The sequence below is a fragment of the Streptomyces sp. CA-251247 genome (genome assembly GCF_050952975.1).
In the GTDB taxonomy this organism is placed as follows: Bacteria; Actinomycetota; Actinomycetes; order Streptomycetales; family Streptomycetaceae; genus Streptomyces; species Streptomyces achmelvichensis.
The window spans coordinates 165,713-182,421 of the sequence record NZ_CP191861.1 but is presented as its reverse complement, the minus strand read 5'-3'; the positions used below and the strand labels follow the sequence as shown (position 1 = coordinate 182,421).

Here is a 16,709-nt window from a genome sequence, read left to right as displayed (position 1 = left end):
GTTGTTCAATGAGGTTGTGCCGTCAGGGATCTCGGGGCCCCTCGCACGGGTCCGACTACAGCCCCGGTGCTGCGCCGGGGATTGCTGAGAGAGTCGTATGGACTCCACACATCTCCCCTCGTCCTCGTCGGCGTTCGACCAGGTCAGCCGAGCGCTGGGGCGCTACATCCCGCGCGGTGGAGCGGCCGCCGATCCCGCCGACGCGCAGGGGGACCGTGCCACGCGCCAGCCCGTGCCCGACCACCTGGCAGCCGGCCATCAGGAGCAGATTCTCGGCGCGGTCAACCTGAACCAGGACTTGATGATCACCCGCTGCAATCTGGACGCCCCCGTGTTCGCGGGTCTGGACGCCGCAGCCGGGAAGCCATTCGTCGATCTTTTGCCCCCCTGGGATGTACCGACGGTCACGCGACGGATGCGCCAGGTCATGGAGACCGGTCAGGCGCACGTCGCCCGAATCCAGCGCATGCGCCGCCGCGACGGGTCGGAGCTGGTGGTCTCCCTGAGCATCCTGCCTGCTGCGGCGCCGGAAGAGGGCCTGACCGTCTCCATCATCGCCATGGCCAAGAGGCTGCACCTGTACGCGGCCGAGACCGCCATCGGCACGTCGCTGGACATCGGTGAGACCGCCCAGTCCCTGGCGGAGTCCCTGCTGGCCTGGGGAGACGTGGCCGCCGTCGACCTCGACTTCGCCGTGTGGACGGGTGAGGGAGTCACCGGCCAGGTGCAGAGGCGCATCCGACTGCGGCGGGCAGCCCTGGTGCCGGACCGGGCATGGCCCGAGGGCTACGTGACACCGGGCGACGACCTCCCCAGCGACGCCAGCCGCCTGCTGGCGCAAGCGGTGCTGCGGAACGATGCTCCGCAGACCATCGTCATCCCCGACCGGGAGGCCGTCGAGCGGGTGCTCCAGAGCCCACGAGTGGTGCGTGCCCTCGTGCCCGTTGACCGGTCGGCGGGTGTGGCCTGCATACCGCTGGTTCTGGACGGCGTGCCGCCCGTCGTCCTGGGCGTGGCGGAAGTCTGGCGGCGGGCCGACAACCCCTTCCGCGACAGCGAGCTGCTCGACCTGCAGGAACTGGTGGCCAGGACCGCCCATCACGTCGATCTGGCTCGTCAGCACCAGCGAGAGCACACGCAGGTGCTGGCACTGCAGCGCCGACTCCTGCCACGGACCGGCGGCGACACCATCGCGATCGCCAGCGTCTACCAGCCCGCCACCCCCGACAGCGCGGGCGTCGGCGGCGACTGGGTGAACAGCTTTCCACTGCCGGACGGCCGGACCGCACTGGTCGTCGGTGACGTCGTCGGTCACGGCCTGGGAGCTGCAGCAACCATGGGCCAGCTGAGTATGGAGGCCCGCGCGCTGCTGTCCGCGGGGCTCGCGCCCGACGAGGTACTGGAACACCTGGACGAGACCGTGACGCTGCTGGACGACGCGGAGTCCGGGCTGGCGGCCGGGTACAGCGCCCTCGGCTCGACCTGCTGCATCGCCCTCTACGACCCGGTCAGCCACCACGTGGCGCTGTCCAGCGCCGGCCACCTTCCCCCGGTCCTTGTCACCCCGGACGGGCACGCGGGACCGCTCGCGCTGCGCCCTCACCCCGGCCTGGGCGCAGAGTTCGCGCTGCGGGAACCGTTCGACGTGCACACCTTCGTCGCCCCTCCGGGCTCCCTGCTCGCGCTCTACACCGACGGCCTGGTCGAGGATCCCGCCCTGTCGATCGACGAGGGCATCGACAGGCTGGCGGATGTCGTGTCCACGGTGCACCCCTGGGATGCCCTGCAGCAGGCGGCACGGCACGTCGTCTCCGCGCTGGCTCCCGTGCGCCAGCGCGATGATGTGACCCTGCTGCTCGCGCGGATGATCGGCTACCGCGAGGGGGACACGGCGACCTGGCGGCTGCCTGCTCGCTTGGACGCCCCCGCTCGCGCACGAGCGCAGGTCTTCGCGCGGCTGAGACAATGGCGCACCAGGGCCGACACCCGGGACGACATGGTGCTGCTGGTCAGCGAGCTGGTCACGAACGCGGTCCGCTTCGCCACCGGTCCCATCACGGTACGGCTGATCAGGTCCGGCAACGGCCTGCTGTGCGAGGTGGGCGACACCGGCAACGGCAGGCCACGCCTGCGGCGGGGCGACCTGCTCCGGGACAGCGGTCGTGGCCTGAGTGTCGTGCACAGGCTCACGACCCGGTGGGGGGTGCGGTGGACGGACACCGGGAAGGTTGTCTGGGCGGAAGTCGCGAAGTGACGCTGCTCTGCGCCGGGGACCCGGCCTGCGTACGGGAGCGCGGAGTGGGTTCTTCCGGTGTGGGTGGCGCGGCTTCGTACTACAGCCACTGTCCTTCCAGGGCGGTGGCGGTCAGGCCGGGCGCCGCCGCGAACAGAACGGCGCGGTTGCCGGGCTTCTGCTGCCCGGCGTCATGCGCCCGCCGCAGGATGTCGAACACGGCGGCGCCTCCGCGGTTGCCGCTGGTGTAGCTGTCCCGGCTGTAGTCGAGCAGCCCCGCAGGCCACGCGTCGGGCATCGTCTGCTCCATGTACTCCAGGACCCTGGTCCCCCCGGGGTGGGCGAGCAGCACGTCGGGGTGCCAGGCGTCGGGGGAGTCCTGGTACCGGATGCGCAGCCAGTCCCACATTGCCGTGACGGTCTCCTGTACGGCGCGCGGCCCGCGCCGGTCCATCACGAAGTGGGTGCCGTCCGCCCGTGTCTCCAAGCGGTGCAGGTCCTGGGTGCCGGGCAGGGTGTGGTGCCAGGCGGCGTCAAGCCGCAGCATCGATTCGGGCCTCGGGCGGCCCGTGACCACCACGGCGACCGCCGTGTCCGCGAACAGCAACCGGACTATCAGAGACTCAAGGGTGTCGTCTGCGGGCTGGTAGGTCGTGCTCAGCGCCTCCGCGATGACGACCAGGACCACCCGATCGGGGTCTGCGGCCACGAGATCCGCCGCGAGCGCCAGGGAGCGGGTCCCCGCGACACAGGCCCACTGCGTGGCCGGCAGCAACATCACATCGCTGCGGAGCGGAAGCTTGTTGGCCAGGGCTATGTCCAGTCCGGGCAGCGCCGGGGTGGTGGAGTGACTGGTGATCAGACAGTCGACGTCCGAGACGTCCAGCCCGGCTGACTGCAGGGCCCCCCGCGCCGCACGCTCCCCGTAGGACTGCACGGCCTCCCAGGCCGGCGCCGTGCGCTCCTGAACGGTCTGCGGCGCGGGAACGGTCTCAAGGGCGGCGACCACGCGGTCCACGTCCTGCTGGGTGAACCCGTCGCGTGTCAGCGCCTCTTGAGTCGGCTCGATGCCGATGGTCCGCAGTCCGCTGCCGTTGCCGGGCGCGACGGTGGTCTCCAGCGGCAGCATCCACCCGCGAGTCTCGATGCCCGTACTGGCCGCGATGCCGTCGATCCGCGGCGCCCACGCCGCGTGCGGGTGCCGGTCGCCGACCTCCGCCACGATCTGGCTGGTCTTCACGGCGTGCTCGCCGTGTATCACGGCGGGAGGGCAGAGGTATGCGGCCATGATGGAGCACCTTCCAAGGGGAAACAGGGAAACGGGAAACGAGGGAACACAGGAGGGGCGACGGGGATGGATGGACACGCAAGTGCTGTGTCATGGACCGATGTGGTCCTTCGAGCCCAAGAGGATGGAGATGGGCTCCACTTCGGGAGTCCGTGTCTGCTCCGAGCATGGAGCCAAACGGACATTTGCGCTGTGATGTAGACAACGTAGGCGCCGACTGAAATGTGTGACACGGCACACACCGCTGAAGCGTGAGCGCTCTCGGAGCGGTTCGGTGCTTCCCTGATGCGCCGTCAGCCAGGGAGCTGCCTTGGTCACTGCCGCTGCAGCGAGCCCGCCGGCAACGCGGTGAGCTCACCCGTGTCCGCGGCCGGGGCGTGGTACAGCATGCGCGCGACCTGCACCGGCTTCAGGTGGAGGGCCTGCAACAGCAGCGCGCGACGGGCGGCCGTTGGCAGGATCACGCCCGCCCCGGCCGAACCGCCGCAATCCGCAGGGCTGTTCCGTGCTGCGGGACGATTCCGGCCAGCCCAAAGACATGGGTCCCGTCTCCGAGGACGGGCTGCTGCCCTTCACACGGACGGGTTGCTGACGACCCGGGCCCACACATGTCACACCACACATGAGTAGAGTCCGCCCCCAACACCCCCGCGCAACCGAGGAGCCCTCACATGCCCGCGCAGGAGACCACCACCCTCAAGACCGCATACGCCGACAAGGTCGCCGCCGACCTCGCCGACAACACCGCCGAGCAGGAACGCATCCGCGCCGAGCTCGAAGATCTGCAAGCGCAACTCGCCGGCCTGGAAGCCGACCACGCCCTGCTCGAGGACATGAGCGCCGCCCTCGGCAACACCACGGCCACAGTGCCCCACCCCCGGCGTGGCACGAAGAAGACCGCGACCGCAGCCGGGAAGAAGACCACCGCCAAGGAGACCGAGGCGAAGAAGACAGCTACGGCAGCGAAGACCACGACGGCACCAACAGCCAAGCCGGACGCGAAGAAGACCTCGGCGAAGAAGACCCTGGTCAAGAAGACGCCGGTGGCAGCGAAGAAGACCACGGCCAAGGCGAGCGAGGACAAGGGACCGGCGCTGACCGAACTCATCCACACTCACCTGACCGGCCAGAGCGAGCCGCGTACGGCGCAGGAGATTGCGAAGTCTCTTGCCGAGGCGCACCCGGGCCGGAACGTGAACGTCAACCTGGTGCGCACGACGACCGAGCGTCTGGTGGGCCGCAGCCGTGTGGAGCGGGTCAAGGAGGGCTCGACCGTCTACTACACCGCCGGTGTCGGTGTCGCTGCCGATGCTCAGAAGGCGACGGCGGCAGCGGCCTCCTGACCGCAACACGCGCTCGCGTAACTCCCGTACGAGCGACAGGGCCCAGCAGTGATGTCACTCCTGGGCCCTGTCGTTTGACCAGCGGCGCCGACTGCCGCCGCGTGGAGCGCCTCGGCGCTGTGCGCGGCGGGCCTGTCCGGGCGCACGGCGCCGGCGCTCGTCTCCATCGGTGGGGCTGGGGGAGGAGAACCCGACTGCCAGGGTCGTCCCGGCCGGTGCGGGCGGGGCCGGGATACGCGGCCCGGCCGGTTCACCGTGCCCGGGCAGGTGGCTGCCCGGTGGCAGGAGGAACAGGCGGAGCAAGGGATCTCCGTACCCGAGTGGACCGCCTTCCTCAACCTCCCGCAGATTGATGCCGCCTCCTCCCTCAGTCGCGACCCGCCCTGTGCGGCAGGGATCCCGCCTGCCCCAGGCAACGCCCATCCCCTTCCCGCACTCTTTCGTCCCGAGAGCCAACCTCAACTCTTCGGGAAGGTACGCACCTTGGGTACGAGACACGTGCGCCACGCACGACACGCCGCGCTCGCCCTCACCGTCATCGGGGCCGTCATCGCCCCCGCCGCGCCGGCGTTCGCCGCCGGGCCGCCGCAGGTGGATCTGCGGGCGGATGTGAACCGGGACGGGCAGGTCGACATCACCGGGGGCACCGACACCGCCGGTGAGGACACATGGACGGCGGACAGGGGAGCCGTCTTCCTCCCCAATGTCGACGACGACACCAAGCGGTGCCCGACCAAGGCGCCGAACGGCAAGCCGCTCTCGGACGCCAGGCTCGCCGCCTGCAACGACGCGGCCGACAACATCATCAACGGCGCCACCGACCTCACCGACCTCGCCCGGGTGCGGTCCGTGCCCATGGCCGAGGTGCCCGCCGGTGCGGTCGGGACCGTGCAGGTCAACGGGGGCCGCAGAGCGCGGGTCTTCGTCAAGCGCCCCACCGGGTGGGCCATGGTCACCCCCGCCACCCGGCTCACCGCCGCCGAGCTGCGTGCCGGCGTCGAGTTCGGGGTGGAGAGCAATGACGTCATACGCGACACCAAAGTCTGGGACGGGCGGGCCGTCATACGCCTGACCGTGACCGCCGACGGCAGGAGCACGGCGGACGACATCACCCTGCGCGTCGCCCCGCTGCTCACCCACCACCATCTGCAGAATGCACAGCAGTTGATGGTCACCAAGATCGGTGGCAGCGACGACTGGGCCCGCCGTCAGCAGGCCTTCGTCAAGGGGCTCGCGACCGAGGCCAAGTCCGCCGGGATCAACACGCCGTTGGTGACCTTCGACAAGTACTCCGACATCTGGGCGCAGGACTTCGTCGAGCCCGGATACGTGAGCATGGCCGGGTCCGGCGGACGCCGTCAGGTCATGCGTGTCATGCTGCGCAGCGCCCAGCCGGACCGGGTGGCCGGCCGCGAGCTGTTCGAGAAGATGCGCGGCAACGGTGTCGGCGTGGTCCAGGTGTCCGGGGTGCGCGACTCGGAGGAGTGGACGCTCAACTCCATGGGGAACCTGGAGACCATCCCGCCGTACGCTCACAACGGCCGCAGCTTCCCCGCCGGGCGGATCATCCAGGGCGAGCGCAAGGACAGCGGTTCGAAGCCCGCGCTGGCGATGCGCACCCTGCTGAAGTCCCAGGGCCTCCAGGACCCGCTGCTGCTGGACACGTCGTGGCTGCATGTGGGACACGTGGACGAGTTCGTGCAGTTCCTGCCCGCCGACACCCCGCGTGGCTGGAAGATCGGAATCGCCGATCCGGAGGCCGGGCTGCGGCTGCTACGCGAGGCGCAGAGAGCCGGGCACGGGGCAACGCGCATGTTCTCGGTGCCCGACAGCGAGGAGATGCTCGCCCCCAAGGAGACCATCGCCCAGGCACTCGCCTCGAAGTACCTGGTGAAGGACAACACGCTGGCCGCGGCGCGGATCGCCGCGAACCTGGAGATCCTCAAGCGCGAGACCGGAGTGAGGGACGCCGAGGTCGTCCGCGTGCCCGCGCTCTACACCCGCGGCAACGGGGGCCCGCGGGGCGAGAGCATGATGCCGCGGCTGAAGCGGATGGGCGCGGGCGAGATGCCGGAGTCCGTGCGCGAGTACGGACAGCAGAAGGAGCTCGGACGCCACAAGGAGGCGAAGCCCTCGAAGGACGCGCGGGGCGCGGCCGGGGAGACCGTCATGACCAGCGCGTACGTGCCGGGTGCGGTCAACGGCATCCTGCTCGGCCCGGACCGGTATCTTGCGCCGAAGCAGTGGGGGCCGGTCATCGGTGGGAAGGACATCTTCACTGCCGCCGTGACGGCCGCGTACACGCAGGCGGGCATGAAGGTGTCGTACATCGACGACTGGTACACGTACCACCTCGGCGCGGGCGAGGTGCACTGCGGGACGAACACGCTGCGGGACGCGTCGGCCGCCTGGTGGAAGGCGTCGTAGACAGAGCCGGCGTGGACGGCTCGTCGTCCTGGGCCATGTGAAAACCGGAGCCCGCCCCGCCCCGCTCACGCTGACCGGTGCGGGGCGGGCCTCCGGGTGAGGTGGATCGGCCCGGGCTGCAGGCTGACCCGCGGGGTGCGCTGGTCGTACTACGACGAGCGCCCGGTCACCCCCACCGCGCCCGATCGCGTTCGAGAGTTGTCCGCGAACTCCCCCGGAATTGTCCGTGCTTGGTAACGGACGCATCCATGGACCTGCCTGTCTCGTCCTGCAGGGCGGTCGCAAAGTGACCGCGGATCGGCGAGGACTTGGCGAAGGGGGCGGACATGGCGCAGCACGGCGGCGGGCGGGGCTGGTACGGCAAGGCGATGGGGGCGGCGCTCGGGGTGACGCTGCTCGCCACCGGTGGGTCGGTGTGGACCGCGCAGGCCGGTGCCGTGGACTCGTCATCGAGGGCGCCCGCACCGGCCACGCGGGGAGGCGACATCAAGCCGGTCGCGGCGACCATTGCGCACGCTTCGGAAGCGGGGGCGCGCGGCGTCAACATCACCATCGACGACGGCCCCGACCCCGTGTGGACCCCTCAAGTGCTGGACGTGCTGCGGGAGTACGGGGTGAAAGCCACGTTCTGCATGGTGGGGACGCAGGCGCAGGCCCACCCGGACCTCGTGAAGAAGGTGGTCGCGGCCGGGCACCGGCTGTGCGACCACTCGGTGTCGCACAACACCGCCATGGACAAGGATTCCCAGACCTACCAGTCGCAGCAGATCCTCGACGCCGAGCGCATGATCACCAAGGCGTCCGGGGGCGTACGGCCGATGTACTACCGGGCGCCCGGTGGGGCTTTCACTCCGTACAGCCGCAAGCTCGCTGCTTCCCGGGGCATGCGCCCGCTGGGCTGGAACGTGGATACCAAGGACTTCGAGCGTCCGGGCACGGACGTCATCGTCGCCACCGTCGAGCGGGAGCTGCCGGGCGGACCGACACTGCTCTTCCATGACGCGGGCGGCGACCGTTCCCAGACCGTCGAGGCCCTGCGCCGGCTCCTCCCGCGACTCAAGGAGCAGGGCTACTCTTTCGGCTTTCCCGTGCGCTGAGTCGCGGCCCTGGGATCGGGTCGTGAAGCAGTCCACCAGGCGCGCGTGACCTCCGCATTTACCGAGAGCGAATCACCCCCGATTTGCGACCCGCATGCGCAGGATACAGAATTAAGTAGAAGCCTGGGTGGATAATGGTTCACTTTCAGGTCTGGGCAGCCGAGGGTGGAGCGATTGACGATTCCCATGCCAACCCTTGCAGTAAGGCGGACGTCGTGCAGGAAGATTTTTATCCCCTTGAAGCCACCGGGGTACTCCTCATTGACACGGTTAACGAAGTATTTGCAGAAAAGGGAAAAGGGTACCCGCAGTACAAAGAAGAATTCGCGAGAATTGGTGTAGTGGAGAATCTGAAACACCTTCTGGCGGGGGCGCGAAGGTATGGTCTACACATCTTCTTTTCCGGCATGTCCTACAGTGACGATGAGTACAGCAACTGGCGACACAAGTCGGGCATACATCAGGCAATGTTCGAGAATAGGCTCTTCGAGCAGGGGACGTGGGCGGTGCAGTTTCACCCCGATTTCGAGCCCGGCCCTGGAGAAGTGGCACTTGCGCCGCACAAGAACATTGATGTTTTCATGACAACAGACCTGGATGCCCAGCTGAAAAGGCGAGGCGTGGAATACCTTGCTGTTGCCGGAATGATCGGCTCAATGTGTGTTGAATCGACAGGTCGCGGCGCAATGGAACGCGGATACCACGTCACGATGCTGAGAGACGCCACGGCCTCTCACAGCGGTAAGGAAGAGTACGACAGCATGGTCGGGCGGTACCCGTTGTTCGCCCACGCCGTGCTCACTGTGGATGAGTACCTTGCCGCAGTCGAGAGAACCAACGGAGCCAGGTAGGCCGAACAGGTCCTGTGCCAACCGTCCGAACGATCTACAACGCCGAGGACCGCGGCCACGCTGCGCAGGCCGTCAAGACCTTCGCCGAGCTCTACGGCGCGAAGGTCCCCCAGGCCGGCGCGAAGATCACCGATTACCAGGTTGAACGCTTTGAAATGATCGCAGCGTGACAACTAACGCCCACGAACGATCTGACATGCCTCAACGCGAAGTCCGCATCCCTGCTCCCGACGGCGGTGGGCTTTGGGCTGAGCGCAACGGCACCGGAAGCCCGGTCGTGCTCCTGCACGGCGCCGGCATGGACTCCCGCCTATGGGATGCCGTCGTTCCGGAACTGGCCCGCCATCACGACGTGATCCGCTACGACGCCCGTGGGCTGGGACGCTCCACACCTCCAGGCAAGCCGTTCAGCGACGTGGAGGATCTGTGCGCCGTCCTTGACCACTTCGGCCTTCGTCACGCCGCGCTGGTCGGGTTGAGCATGGGCGGGGAGACCGCGCTGGACTTCGCCCTCGCCCACCCGGAGCGCGTCACCGCACTGGCCCTGATCGGTGCCTCGGTCAGCGGTCACGTTTGGCCGCAGAGTCCCGAGTTGTCGGCCTACGCCACGGCCCGGCGCGAGCGTCAGACGGCCACCCTGGCCGAGCTGGAACTGACGATCTGGGCAGCTATGGGCCGTACGGCTGCCGGAGGAGAGCTCATCGAGACGATGGTCAACTCCAACGCCGAGCGGCGAGTTGTGAGCGAACAGCACTGCGTTGTCTCCACGGGCCGTGATGCCGAACCACACCTCGGAGACATCGCCGCGCCGACGCTGGTCATCCACGGCGACCACGACCACCCAGAGATTGCGGTGATCGCCGAACGACTTGTCACCGACATCCCACGGGCCTGGGGCGAGACGATCCCGGACGCTGACCACTACCTGCCGCTGCGTACACCCGAACGTCTCACCGAGCTACTGCTGTCGCACCTGCCCTGACACGCGGACGATCAACTGTCCACACCTCGCGGCAGAGACAGCCCGGTGGCCGACCTCAGGTGGGCTTGCGCCACACGGAGATGTGCTTCGCGGAGTCCTGGGCGAACGGCGCCCCGTCCCAGTCCGCGACGCGACGTTCCAGCTCGAGCCCGGCGATCCGTGCCATCAGGTCGAGCTCTGCCGGCCAGGCGTACCGGTGCCGGGAATTGCCGCGACGGTAGTGGCCGTTGTCGCCGTCGCGGGTGAAATGGTGCGAGACAAGAATCTGCTCGACCAGGTCGAAGGTGTCGAAGCCGAGATGCTGCTCGGAGACGTCGAACGGCACCGCGAACTGGCCGGGCGGCAGGAACCGCAGCGGTGGCACGCCCAGCTCGATGACGAATCGGCCGCCGGGCTCCAGATGACGTGCGGCGTTGCGGAAGCACTCGACCTGCTCGTCCTGCGTGAGCAGGTTCGAGATGGTGTTGTAGACGAGATAGACCAGGGTGAACTCGCCAGGGACGACGGTGGTGGCCATATCCCCGATGGTGACCGGGAGCGTGCTCTCGTCGACCTTGCGCCGCAGGACCGCTGCCATGTGTTCGGACAGCTCGATGCCCACGACCGGCACGCCGCGTTCCCGGAGCGGGACGCCCACTCGCCCGGTTCCGATGGCGAACTCCAGCGCCCGGCCGTTTCCGGCGAGTTCGGCGAGAAAGGCGAGAGTCGGTCCGAGAACGGCGGCCGAGGACATGTCGCTCTCTTCGGCGTCGTAGCGGTCGGCGGTCGCACGGGTCCACAGTTCACTGCTCGTCACGGACGGCCACTTTGCCGGGCGTCGAGGGGCGCTGTCGACGTATTTACCCTCCACCGGCTCCGAGGGCACAGGTCGGGGCCGGCCGGTACAAGACCTAACGGGTACCGTCCGGCTCGCGGCTCGCGGCTCGCGGCGCAAGGGCGCGGCCATGGTGCAGTCGTTCTGCCGCCCCAACTGCTCCCCGCCGGCGCGAAGATCTCGGTGCTCCAGGAGGCGGCTGCGGGATTACGTGGTCGACTTGCCCGCTCGGCCGGCTTCTGCTCGCAACGTACGAGCTCGCTCGGCCGGGTCGTAGTTCGGACCGACGCCCTCGATCAGCACCAGGTCGCCCTCTATGTGGTCGGTACGCAAACGCAGGATGGCGCGGTATGCGGGGGAGTCGTACCAGGAACGGGCTTCGGCGAGGCTGGGGAACTCGATCAGCACCATGCTGCCGGGCCACGTACCCTCGACGACGTCGACCGGCGGACCGTGGATGACGAAGCGGCCGGCGAAGGGGTCGAGGGTTGTCTGGATGCGCTCCAGGTACTCGATGATGTCGGGGTGATTCCGGCGGCTGCGAAGATGAGCGAAGCCGTAAGCAGGCATCACGGCGCTCCGTTCGTTCCGGGGACATGAGCGATGACCCGGAACGTAGCTGAGGGTGGTTGGCCAGGGCGATTACCTCTGGGGTAATCGCCGGGCGCCACATGGGGGACACGCACCAGTGGCGCCGCCCGCCCCGCCGTTCTGCCTCTCCCTGGATGTGTGCCGGAGTCCGGCTCTCGTGAACGAAGCCACTTCTCGGCTTCGCCGGCACAACGGCCGCCTCGTCTGTCAGGCGCCGGACGAGCCGGCTAGCGCGCCACGCGGTAGTGGAGGTAGACGAATTTCGAGCTGAAGGTGCGGGTCTCGACAAGTTCGAGATCCACCCGGCGTTCGCCTTGGGGGAAGAACGGAATGCCGCCGCCGACCAGTACGGGGTGGACCATGGCCTGGTACTCGTCGATCAGACCCGCCGCGGCAGCCTCGGCGGCGAGAGTCGCGCCGCCGATCGCGATGTCGCCCTCACCCGGCTCTGCTCGCAACCGCTCGATCTCCTCCGCCAGACTGCCGGAGGCCAGGCGGGCATGGCCCTGAACCGCCGACAGCGTGCGGGAGAACACCACCTTGGGGAGCGGATTCCAGAGCGCGGTCCACTCACGATCCGCGTCGTCGAGCGATGGATCCTGGTCGGCGGTCTCCCAGTACAGCATCGTCTCGTACAGCCGTCGTCCCAGCAGGTGGACGTCGATGTGTCGAATCTCGTCGATCCAGAAGCGAAATACTTCTTCGTTGGGAGCTGTCCAGTTGAAGCTGCCGTCCGGCCCGACGATGTAGCCGTCGAGTGAGACGTTCATCGAGTAGGTCACCTTGCGCATCGGAATTCCTCCTCGGGAACGGGTTCGACAGTATGACCGCCGGACGCCGCAGGAGTCATCGCGGCTCGCGGGCCCCCCTGAGCCGAGGCAGCCGGACCTTCGGTGAGCGTCGATGTGCGAGGGGATGCGCTGCGCGCTTCGGCGAGTAGGGGCAGAGGCTGGGTTGCCGGGGCTTCGTGGCCTGACCAGGTGGTGGGCTTCCTGAGTCGTTGCCGATCGACGTGCACGATGAAGGCGGGGGCGACGCCTACGCCGGCGTGTGCGCGGGTGCCGTCTCCTCCGAACGCGATCAGCGTGAGCAGGACCTGTCCCGGGCGTGGTTCGTGGATGCGCCGGGCAGCGCGGTGAGCGGCTCACGGAATTGCCGTATCCGCCCCGGTAGTTGGGCGCCGGCAACACGGAACCGGCCGGGCAGGCTCCACCTGACCCGGCCGGTTCCGTATGGTCAGCTGTGCGCGTGGCCGGCGGCGACGAGGCGGCGTTGCTCGAGGACGGCCGCTACCGCATAGCCGCCGCCACCGGCGACGGCCAGCACCCAGAAGAGGCCGGGAGTGCCGAGGAAGAGCGCGACGGTGGAGACCAGGGCGAGCCAGGTGCCGAGGCTGTAGTGCAGCACGTTCCGGCGCGCGGCGCCTTCCCCGAGGTAGAGCAGGCCCACGACGAGGCCGGCGCCTGTGGGCCAGAGCGTGGTCTGCAGTTCGGGCATGTCCAGGGAGGTGGTGAGGCCGGTGATGGCAAGGAAGAGGGCGGCGAAGCCACTCACCCAGGACAGGCCGAGGAGCCTGGAGGAGCGGAGGCCGGACGCATCGGCCCCGCGCTGGGCACGGACAGCGGCGATGGTGGCGTGGACGGTGCCGGCGGTGAGGCCGATGCCGAGGAGGACCGTCGGCAGCCATCCCGGCATGTCGACCAGTGGGTCGGCGCCCTGGGAAAGGGCCGAGGTGCCGTGCCCGAAGACGTACGCGAATCCGAAGCTGACGTAGGCGGCGCGGTTGTCGACCTCGCCGGTGTGGGCGCTGACGTCGGTCGTGGTGGTGGCGATCGGCGCGGTGGGAGCGGCGACGGTCATGGCTGGTACCTCCGGTGGGTGCGCTCAGCATCGACTTGGGCATCAAGACTGAGGAGAGTTCGGGGTGCCGCTCGCTCGCGCCTGCGGTAGCAGGACGCGAGGGTGGTGGGGGAGGGTGACGCGAACCGGGACTGCTCAGAGGCTGCGTGAAGGGCGGACCTCAAACGGCGCCGAGGCGGGCCAGGGTGACGACGACCCTCTGGGCGATGTCGGCGGGCCAACGGAAGGTGGCGGCGACGGCGCGTTGGTGGGCAAGCCCGTGCAGCCCCAGCCACAACGCGAGTGCGTCGGCGGCAGGGTCGCTGCTCGTGCACTGGCCCGCGGCGGCGCAGGCGGTCAGGGCGGCTGTGAGGATCCGCATCACCTCCCCTCCTGCATTGACCGGGTCATCAGGGGTGACCTCGCCGTCCACGGCAGCGATCGGCCTGCCGAGTCCGGCGAACATGAGGCGATACCGCCCGGGATGGCGGTGGGCGAAGTCCAGATAGGTCCGGCAGACGGTGTGCAGCCGCTGCCTGGCGTCGCCGCCGGCCTCGTCGGCGGTACGGAGCCGGTGGGACAGTCCGGCGACGGCCTGTCCCGCGACGGCGAGCACCAAGGCCTGCCGGTCGGGGAAGTGTGGGTAGATCGAGGTGGTGGCGATCCCTGCCCGCCGGGCCACGGCACGCAAGGTCACCGCCCTGCCGTCGCCGCCGGAGTCGAGCAACTCGGCCGCGGCGGTCAGGATCTCCCCGCGCAGTAGGTGACCCTCGCCGCGGCGGTTCCCGTGGGTGCGAGGATGATCCGCTGTTGCGGTCAATGCCCGGCCACGTCCGGGATGATGACGATCTTGCCGGCGACGGTGCGCGATTCGGCGAGCGCCAGCGCCGAACCGGCATCGGCCAGCGGGAACTCCGCCGCGATCTGCGGGGTGAGCACGCCCCTGGCGAGCAGCTGGAGCACCTGGGTGAGGTCCTCGCTCAGCCGGGCCCGGAAGGCGTCCAGGCGACGCTTTCCCGCCCAGAAGTTGTAGAAGTGCGCGTTCTTGCCGTTGGGCAGGTGGTTCCACATGGCCAGCCGCGCGAAGGACTTCAGCACGGGCAACCGAGAGTTGCCGCTCTCGTCCTTCGTGGCCGCGGTGCCGTAGGAGACCAGCGTCCCGCCGCGGCGCAGCAGCCGCCACGACTCCTCCAGGCCGGCGCCGCCGACGTGGTCGAACACCGCGTCGACACCGTCCGGCGCGATCTCGCGGATGCGCTGGTACATGTCCGGGTCGCGATAGTCGACCGGGATCGCGCCGAGCTCGTGCACGGTCTCGTGGTGACGCGCGGACGCCGTGCCGATCACCCGGATGCCGGCATGCCGGGCCAGTTGCACGAGCGTGGAACCGACGCCGCCGTTGGCGCCCAGCACCACGATCGTCGCGCCGGAGCGCACCTTGGCGGTGCGGTGCAGCATCTGCCAGGCCGTGATGCCGTTGACGAGCATGGTCTCCGCTGCGGCGGCGCCGACCTCGTCCGGCACGGGCACCAGATCCGCGGCGTCGACCAGCAGAGAACTGGCCCAGCCTCCCACCTTGGTCACCGCGGCGAAGCGGCGTCCGATCATCGCGGCATCCACCTCCGGGCCGACGGCGGTCACGGTGCCGACCACGTCGTAACCGGGCACGAAGGGGAAGGGCGGCTGGTCGTAGTACTTGCCGCGGCGCATCTGCTGCTCGGCGAAGGAGACGCCGGTCGCATCCATCCGCAGAACGGCTTTCCCCGCAGCCGGGGCCGGGAGCTCGCGGGTGCGGACCTCCAGCCCGCTCGGCTCGACCTTCCCGGGCAGGAGGACCTCGGTGACGGTGGTGGTGAGGGCGCTGTTGCTCATGGTGGACTCCACATCTCGCCGTGTTTGCTTACAGCCGTAAGACTACGCATGAGAGGTTACGCAGGGCAAGAGGCAACAGCTGTAAGGTTTGTTCTGTAAGATGACGGGATGGAAGAAGACAGCACGGCGACGACCGCTCCGACGCCCGCCCGCACGCGCAACCGGCGGGGGGAGGGTGCCCGTCTGCGGGAGGACATCGTGGCCGCAGCCGTCGAACTGCTCGAGGAGACCGGCGACGAAAGCGCCATCACGCTGCGCTCCGTCGCCCGTCGGGTCGGGATCGCCGCCCCGTCGATCTACCGCCACTTCCCGGACCAGCCGGCCATCATGCTGGCCGTTGCGCAGCAGGCTTTCGCCGAGTTGGAAGCCCAACTGCGCGCCGCGCTGGACGCCGCCGACGACGATCCGCGGCAGCGGCTGTTCGCCGTCTGCAACGCCTACCTGACCTTCGCGGAGGACCATCCGGGGCGCTACCGCACCATGTTCGGTGGACTGTGGATGCCCGATCTGAGCGAGGGCACCCTGACCGACACCGACATCTCCTCCCTCGGCGATGCCAACCTGGCGCTGCTCCGCGGTGCCCTCGGTGACTGCGTTGCCGCGGGCCGCGCCACGAGCACCGACCTGGTCGCCGACTCCGTGGCGTTGTGGCTGGGCCTGCACGGGCTCGCCCACCAGCGGTCGGTGACTGTCGCCTTCCCGTGGCCGCCCGACATCGCCGAACGCATCATCACGACGCTCGCGCACCTGCACGGCGAGTGAGGCGTACGACCGTCCCGCTCGCCGGCTCGCCGGAGGCGACGGGCTCACGATGCCGATACATCACGAGCCCACCGGGCGCTGCGAGTTCCCGATGGGCGGGCAGTGGATGTGGGCAGGGCCCTGGCGCTCACACCTGGTCACCGCGGGTGGGCACCGGGATCGTGGTGAAGCGGTGGCGGACGCCCAGAGGGCGCCGCGGACCTTTCGCGGTCCACGACGCTCACCGGGCACCCGTACGACGGCGGCCCACCAGGGCGCTTCCTGCGAGTACCAGGCCGATGGCGAGGACCTTGGCGGCCTGGTAGTAGCCGGTTGCCAGGTTCTCCGGGGTGCCGGGCAGCCGGAGGAAGACCCACGCTGCCGAGAGAATCCCGAAGGCGATCAATCCGACGGCCCCCCACGTTCCGAGGTCCGCCCACCAGGGCCCCGGGCCGTAACTCCGCTCGTCGGTCTGCTCGGCGTCCGTGTCGGTCAACGGTCTCTTCTCCCGTGCGTGTAGTGATGATCGAGAGAGAAGACGCAGGCTCGGTAGGGGAGGTTCACCGGCCGGATCGTTGATCAGGTCGATGTTCGGGTCCCGGGCCACTTTGCAGAGCGACGCCTGCCGAAC

The 16,709-nt window shown here is 69.0% G+C and carries 17 protein-coding genes; 8 read left to right on the top strand and 9 right to left on the bottom strand.

The genetic code is table 11. The features are described from left to right. Nucleotides 1-97: 97 nt before the first annotated feature. Nucleotides 98-2,254 (top strand): SpoIIE family protein phosphatase, encoded by a 2,157-nt coding sequence (locus ACQPWZ_RS00805; protein ID WP_405567092.1) that lies wholly within the window; start codon nt 98-100, stop codon nt 2,252-2,254. Nucleotides 2,255-2,333: 79 nt separating this feature from the next. Here ACQPWZ_RS00805 and ACQPWZ_RS00800 read toward each other — a convergent pair whose 3' ends face one another. Together ACQPWZ_RS00800 and ACQPWZ_RS00795 are read right to left on the bottom strand one after the other, a co-directional pair. Beyond that, nucleotides 2,334-3,521 (bottom strand): type III polyketide synthase, encoded by a 1,188-nt coding sequence (locus ACQPWZ_RS00800; RefSeq protein WP_433570262.1) that lies wholly within the window; start codon nt 3,519-3,521, stop codon nt 2,334-2,336. Nucleotides 3,522-3,835: 314 nt separating this feature from the next. After that, nucleotides 3,836-3,985, bottom strand: coding sequence for a hypothetical protein (locus ACQPWZ_RS00795; RefSeq protein ID WP_405567086.1), 150 nt, complete (start codon nt 3,983-3,985; stop codon nt 3,836-3,838). 207 nt (nt 3,986-4,192) lie between these two features. Between ACQPWZ_RS00795 and ACQPWZ_RS00790 the strand changes: the two genes are divergently transcribed. The 6 genes from ACQPWZ_RS00790 (at nt 4,193) to ACQPWZ_RS00765 (ending at nt 10,221) form a co-directional block, all read left to right on the top strand. Beyond that, nucleotides 4,193-4,864: a hypothetical protein gene (locus ACQPWZ_RS00790; RefSeq protein WP_405567083.1), complete on the top strand. Its 672-nt coding sequence runs from the start codon at nt 4,193-4,195 to the stop codon at nt 4,862-4,864. A gap of 483 nt (nt 4,865-5,347) precedes the next feature. Next, on the top strand, nt 5,348-7,291 hold the full coding sequence (locus tag ACQPWZ_RS00785) for a protein-arginine deiminase domain-containing protein (RefSeq protein WP_433570261.1): 1,944 nt from the start codon (nt 5,348-5,350) through the stop codon (nt 7,289-7,291). 326 nt (nt 7,292-7,617) lie between these two features. Beyond that, nucleotides 7,618-8,388: a polysaccharide deacetylase family protein gene (locus tag ACQPWZ_RS00780; RefSeq protein ID WP_433570260.1), complete on the top strand. Its 771-nt coding sequence runs from the start codon at nt 7,618-7,620 to the stop codon at nt 8,386-8,388. A 215-nt stretch (nt 8,389-8,603) separates the two neighbouring features. Next, nucleotides 8,604-9,239, top strand: a complete 636-nt coding sequence (locus ACQPWZ_RS00775) for a cysteine hydrolase family protein (protein WP_433570259.1) — start codon at nt 8,604-8,606, stop codon at nt 9,237-9,239. Nucleotides 9,240-9,253: 14 nt separating this feature from the next. Continuing rightward, the gene (locus ACQPWZ_RS00770; protein WP_433570258.1) at nt 9,254-9,409 is read left to right on the top strand and encodes a hypothetical protein; all 156 of its coding nucleotides are present in this window, start codon (nt 9,254-9,256) and stop codon (nt 9,407-9,409) included. 26 nt (nt 9,410-9,435) lie between these two features. Further along, complete coding sequence (locus ACQPWZ_RS00765; protein WP_433570257.1) at nt 9,436-10,221, top strand: alpha/beta fold hydrolase; 786 nt, start codon at nt 9,436-9,438, stop codon at nt 10,219-10,221. 55 nt (nt 10,222-10,276) lie between these two features. Here the strand turns inward: ACQPWZ_RS00765 and ACQPWZ_RS00760 are convergent, their stop codons facing one another. The 6 genes from ACQPWZ_RS00760 to ACQPWZ_RS00735 form a co-directional block, all read right to left on the bottom strand. After that, the gene (locus ACQPWZ_RS00760; protein ID WP_340471131.1) at nt 10,277-11,017 is read right to left on the bottom strand and encodes a class I SAM-dependent DNA methyltransferase; all 741 of its coding nucleotides are present in this window, start codon (nt 11,015-11,017) and stop codon (nt 10,277-10,279) included. Nucleotides 11,018-11,242: 225 nt separating this feature from the next. Continuing rightward, nucleotides 11,243-11,605 (bottom strand): DUF1330 domain-containing protein, encoded by a 363-nt coding sequence (locus ACQPWZ_RS00755; RefSeq protein WP_433570256.1) that lies wholly within the window; start codon nt 11,603-11,605, stop codon nt 11,243-11,245. Between the two features lie 248 nt (nt 11,606-11,853). Further along, nucleotides 11,854-12,417 carry a dihydrofolate reductase family protein gene (locus ACQPWZ_RS00750; protein ID WP_340471129.1) on the bottom strand — a complete coding sequence of 188 codons (564 nt, stop codon included), beginning with the start codon at nt 12,415-12,417 and terminating at the stop codon, nt 11,854-11,856. Between the two features lie 445 nt (nt 12,418-12,862). Beyond that, a complete protein-coding gene (locus ACQPWZ_RS00745; protein WP_433570255.1) occupies nt 12,863-13,486 on the bottom strand; it encodes an ABC transporter permease in 624 nt (207 codons plus the stop codon). Between the two features lie 160 nt (nt 13,487-13,646). Continuing rightward, the gene (locus ACQPWZ_RS00740; protein ID WP_433570254.1) at nt 13,647-14,285 is read right to left on the bottom strand and encodes a TetR/AcrR family transcriptional regulator; all 639 of its coding nucleotides are present in this window, start codon (nt 14,283-14,285) and stop codon (nt 13,647-13,649) included. Further along, nucleotides 14,282-15,337, bottom strand: coding sequence for a medium chain dehydrogenase/reductase family protein (locus ACQPWZ_RS00735; protein WP_433570253.1), 1,056 nt, complete (start codon nt 15,335-15,337; stop codon nt 14,282-14,284). Before ACQPWZ_RS00735 ends, ACQPWZ_RS00740 begins: the two co-directional genes overlap by 4 nt. Before the next feature lie 108 nt (nt 15,338-15,445). Here ACQPWZ_RS00735 and ACQPWZ_RS00730 point away from each other — a divergent pair, with 108 nt between their 5' ends. Beyond that, nucleotides 15,446-16,099, top strand: a complete 654-nt coding sequence (locus ACQPWZ_RS00730) for a TetR/AcrR family transcriptional regulator (protein WP_340471125.1) — start codon at nt 15,446-15,448, stop codon at nt 16,097-16,099. A gap of 220 nt (nt 16,100-16,319) precedes the next feature. On the opposite strand, the gene ACQPWZ_RS00725 is transcribed toward ACQPWZ_RS00730, so the two are convergent. Next, entirely contained in the window at nt 16,320-16,574 is a 255-nt protein-coding gene (locus tag ACQPWZ_RS00725) for a hypothetical protein (RefSeq protein ID WP_340471124.1), read from the bottom strand. Nucleotides 16,575-16,709 lie beyond the last annotated feature (135 nt).

Coding starts and splice junctions, on each gene's coding strand:
- ACQPWZ_RS00805 (WP_405567092.1), top strand. CDS start 98: ATGGACTCCACACATCTCCCCTCGTCCTCGTCGGCGTTCGACCAGGTC.
- ACQPWZ_RS00800 (WP_433570262.1), bottom strand. CDS start 3,521: ATGGCCGCATACCTCTGCCCTCCCGCCGTGATACACGGCGAGCACGCC.
- ACQPWZ_RS00790 (WP_405567083.1), top strand. CDS start 4,193: ATGCCCGCGCAGGAGACCACCACCCTCAAGACCGCATACGCCGACAAG.
- ACQPWZ_RS00780 (WP_433570260.1), top strand. CDS start 7,618: ATGGCGCAGCACGGCGGCGGGCGGGGCTGGTACGGCAAGGCGATGGGG.
- ACQPWZ_RS00765 (WP_433570257.1), top strand. CDS start 9,436: ATGCCTCAACGCGAAGTCCGCATCCCTGCTCCCGACGGCGGTGGGCTT.
- ACQPWZ_RS00755 (WP_433570256.1), bottom strand. CDS start 11,605: ATGCCTGCTTACGGCTTCGCTCATCTTCGCAGCCGCCGGAATCACCCC.
- ACQPWZ_RS00750 (WP_340471129.1), bottom strand. CDS start 12,417: ATGCGCAAGGTGACCTACTCGATGAACGTCTCACTCGACGGCTACATC.
- ACQPWZ_RS00745 (WP_433570255.1), bottom strand. CDS start 13,486: ATGACCGTCGCCGCTCCCACCGCGCCGATCGCCACCACCACGACCGAC.
- ACQPWZ_RS00735 (WP_433570253.1), bottom strand. CDS start 15,337: ATGAGCAACAGCGCCCTCACCACCACCGTCACCGAGGTCCTCCTGCCC.
- ACQPWZ_RS00730 (WP_340471125.1), top strand. CDS start 15,446: ATGGAAGAAGACAGCACGGCGACGACCGCTCCGACGCCCGCCCGCACG.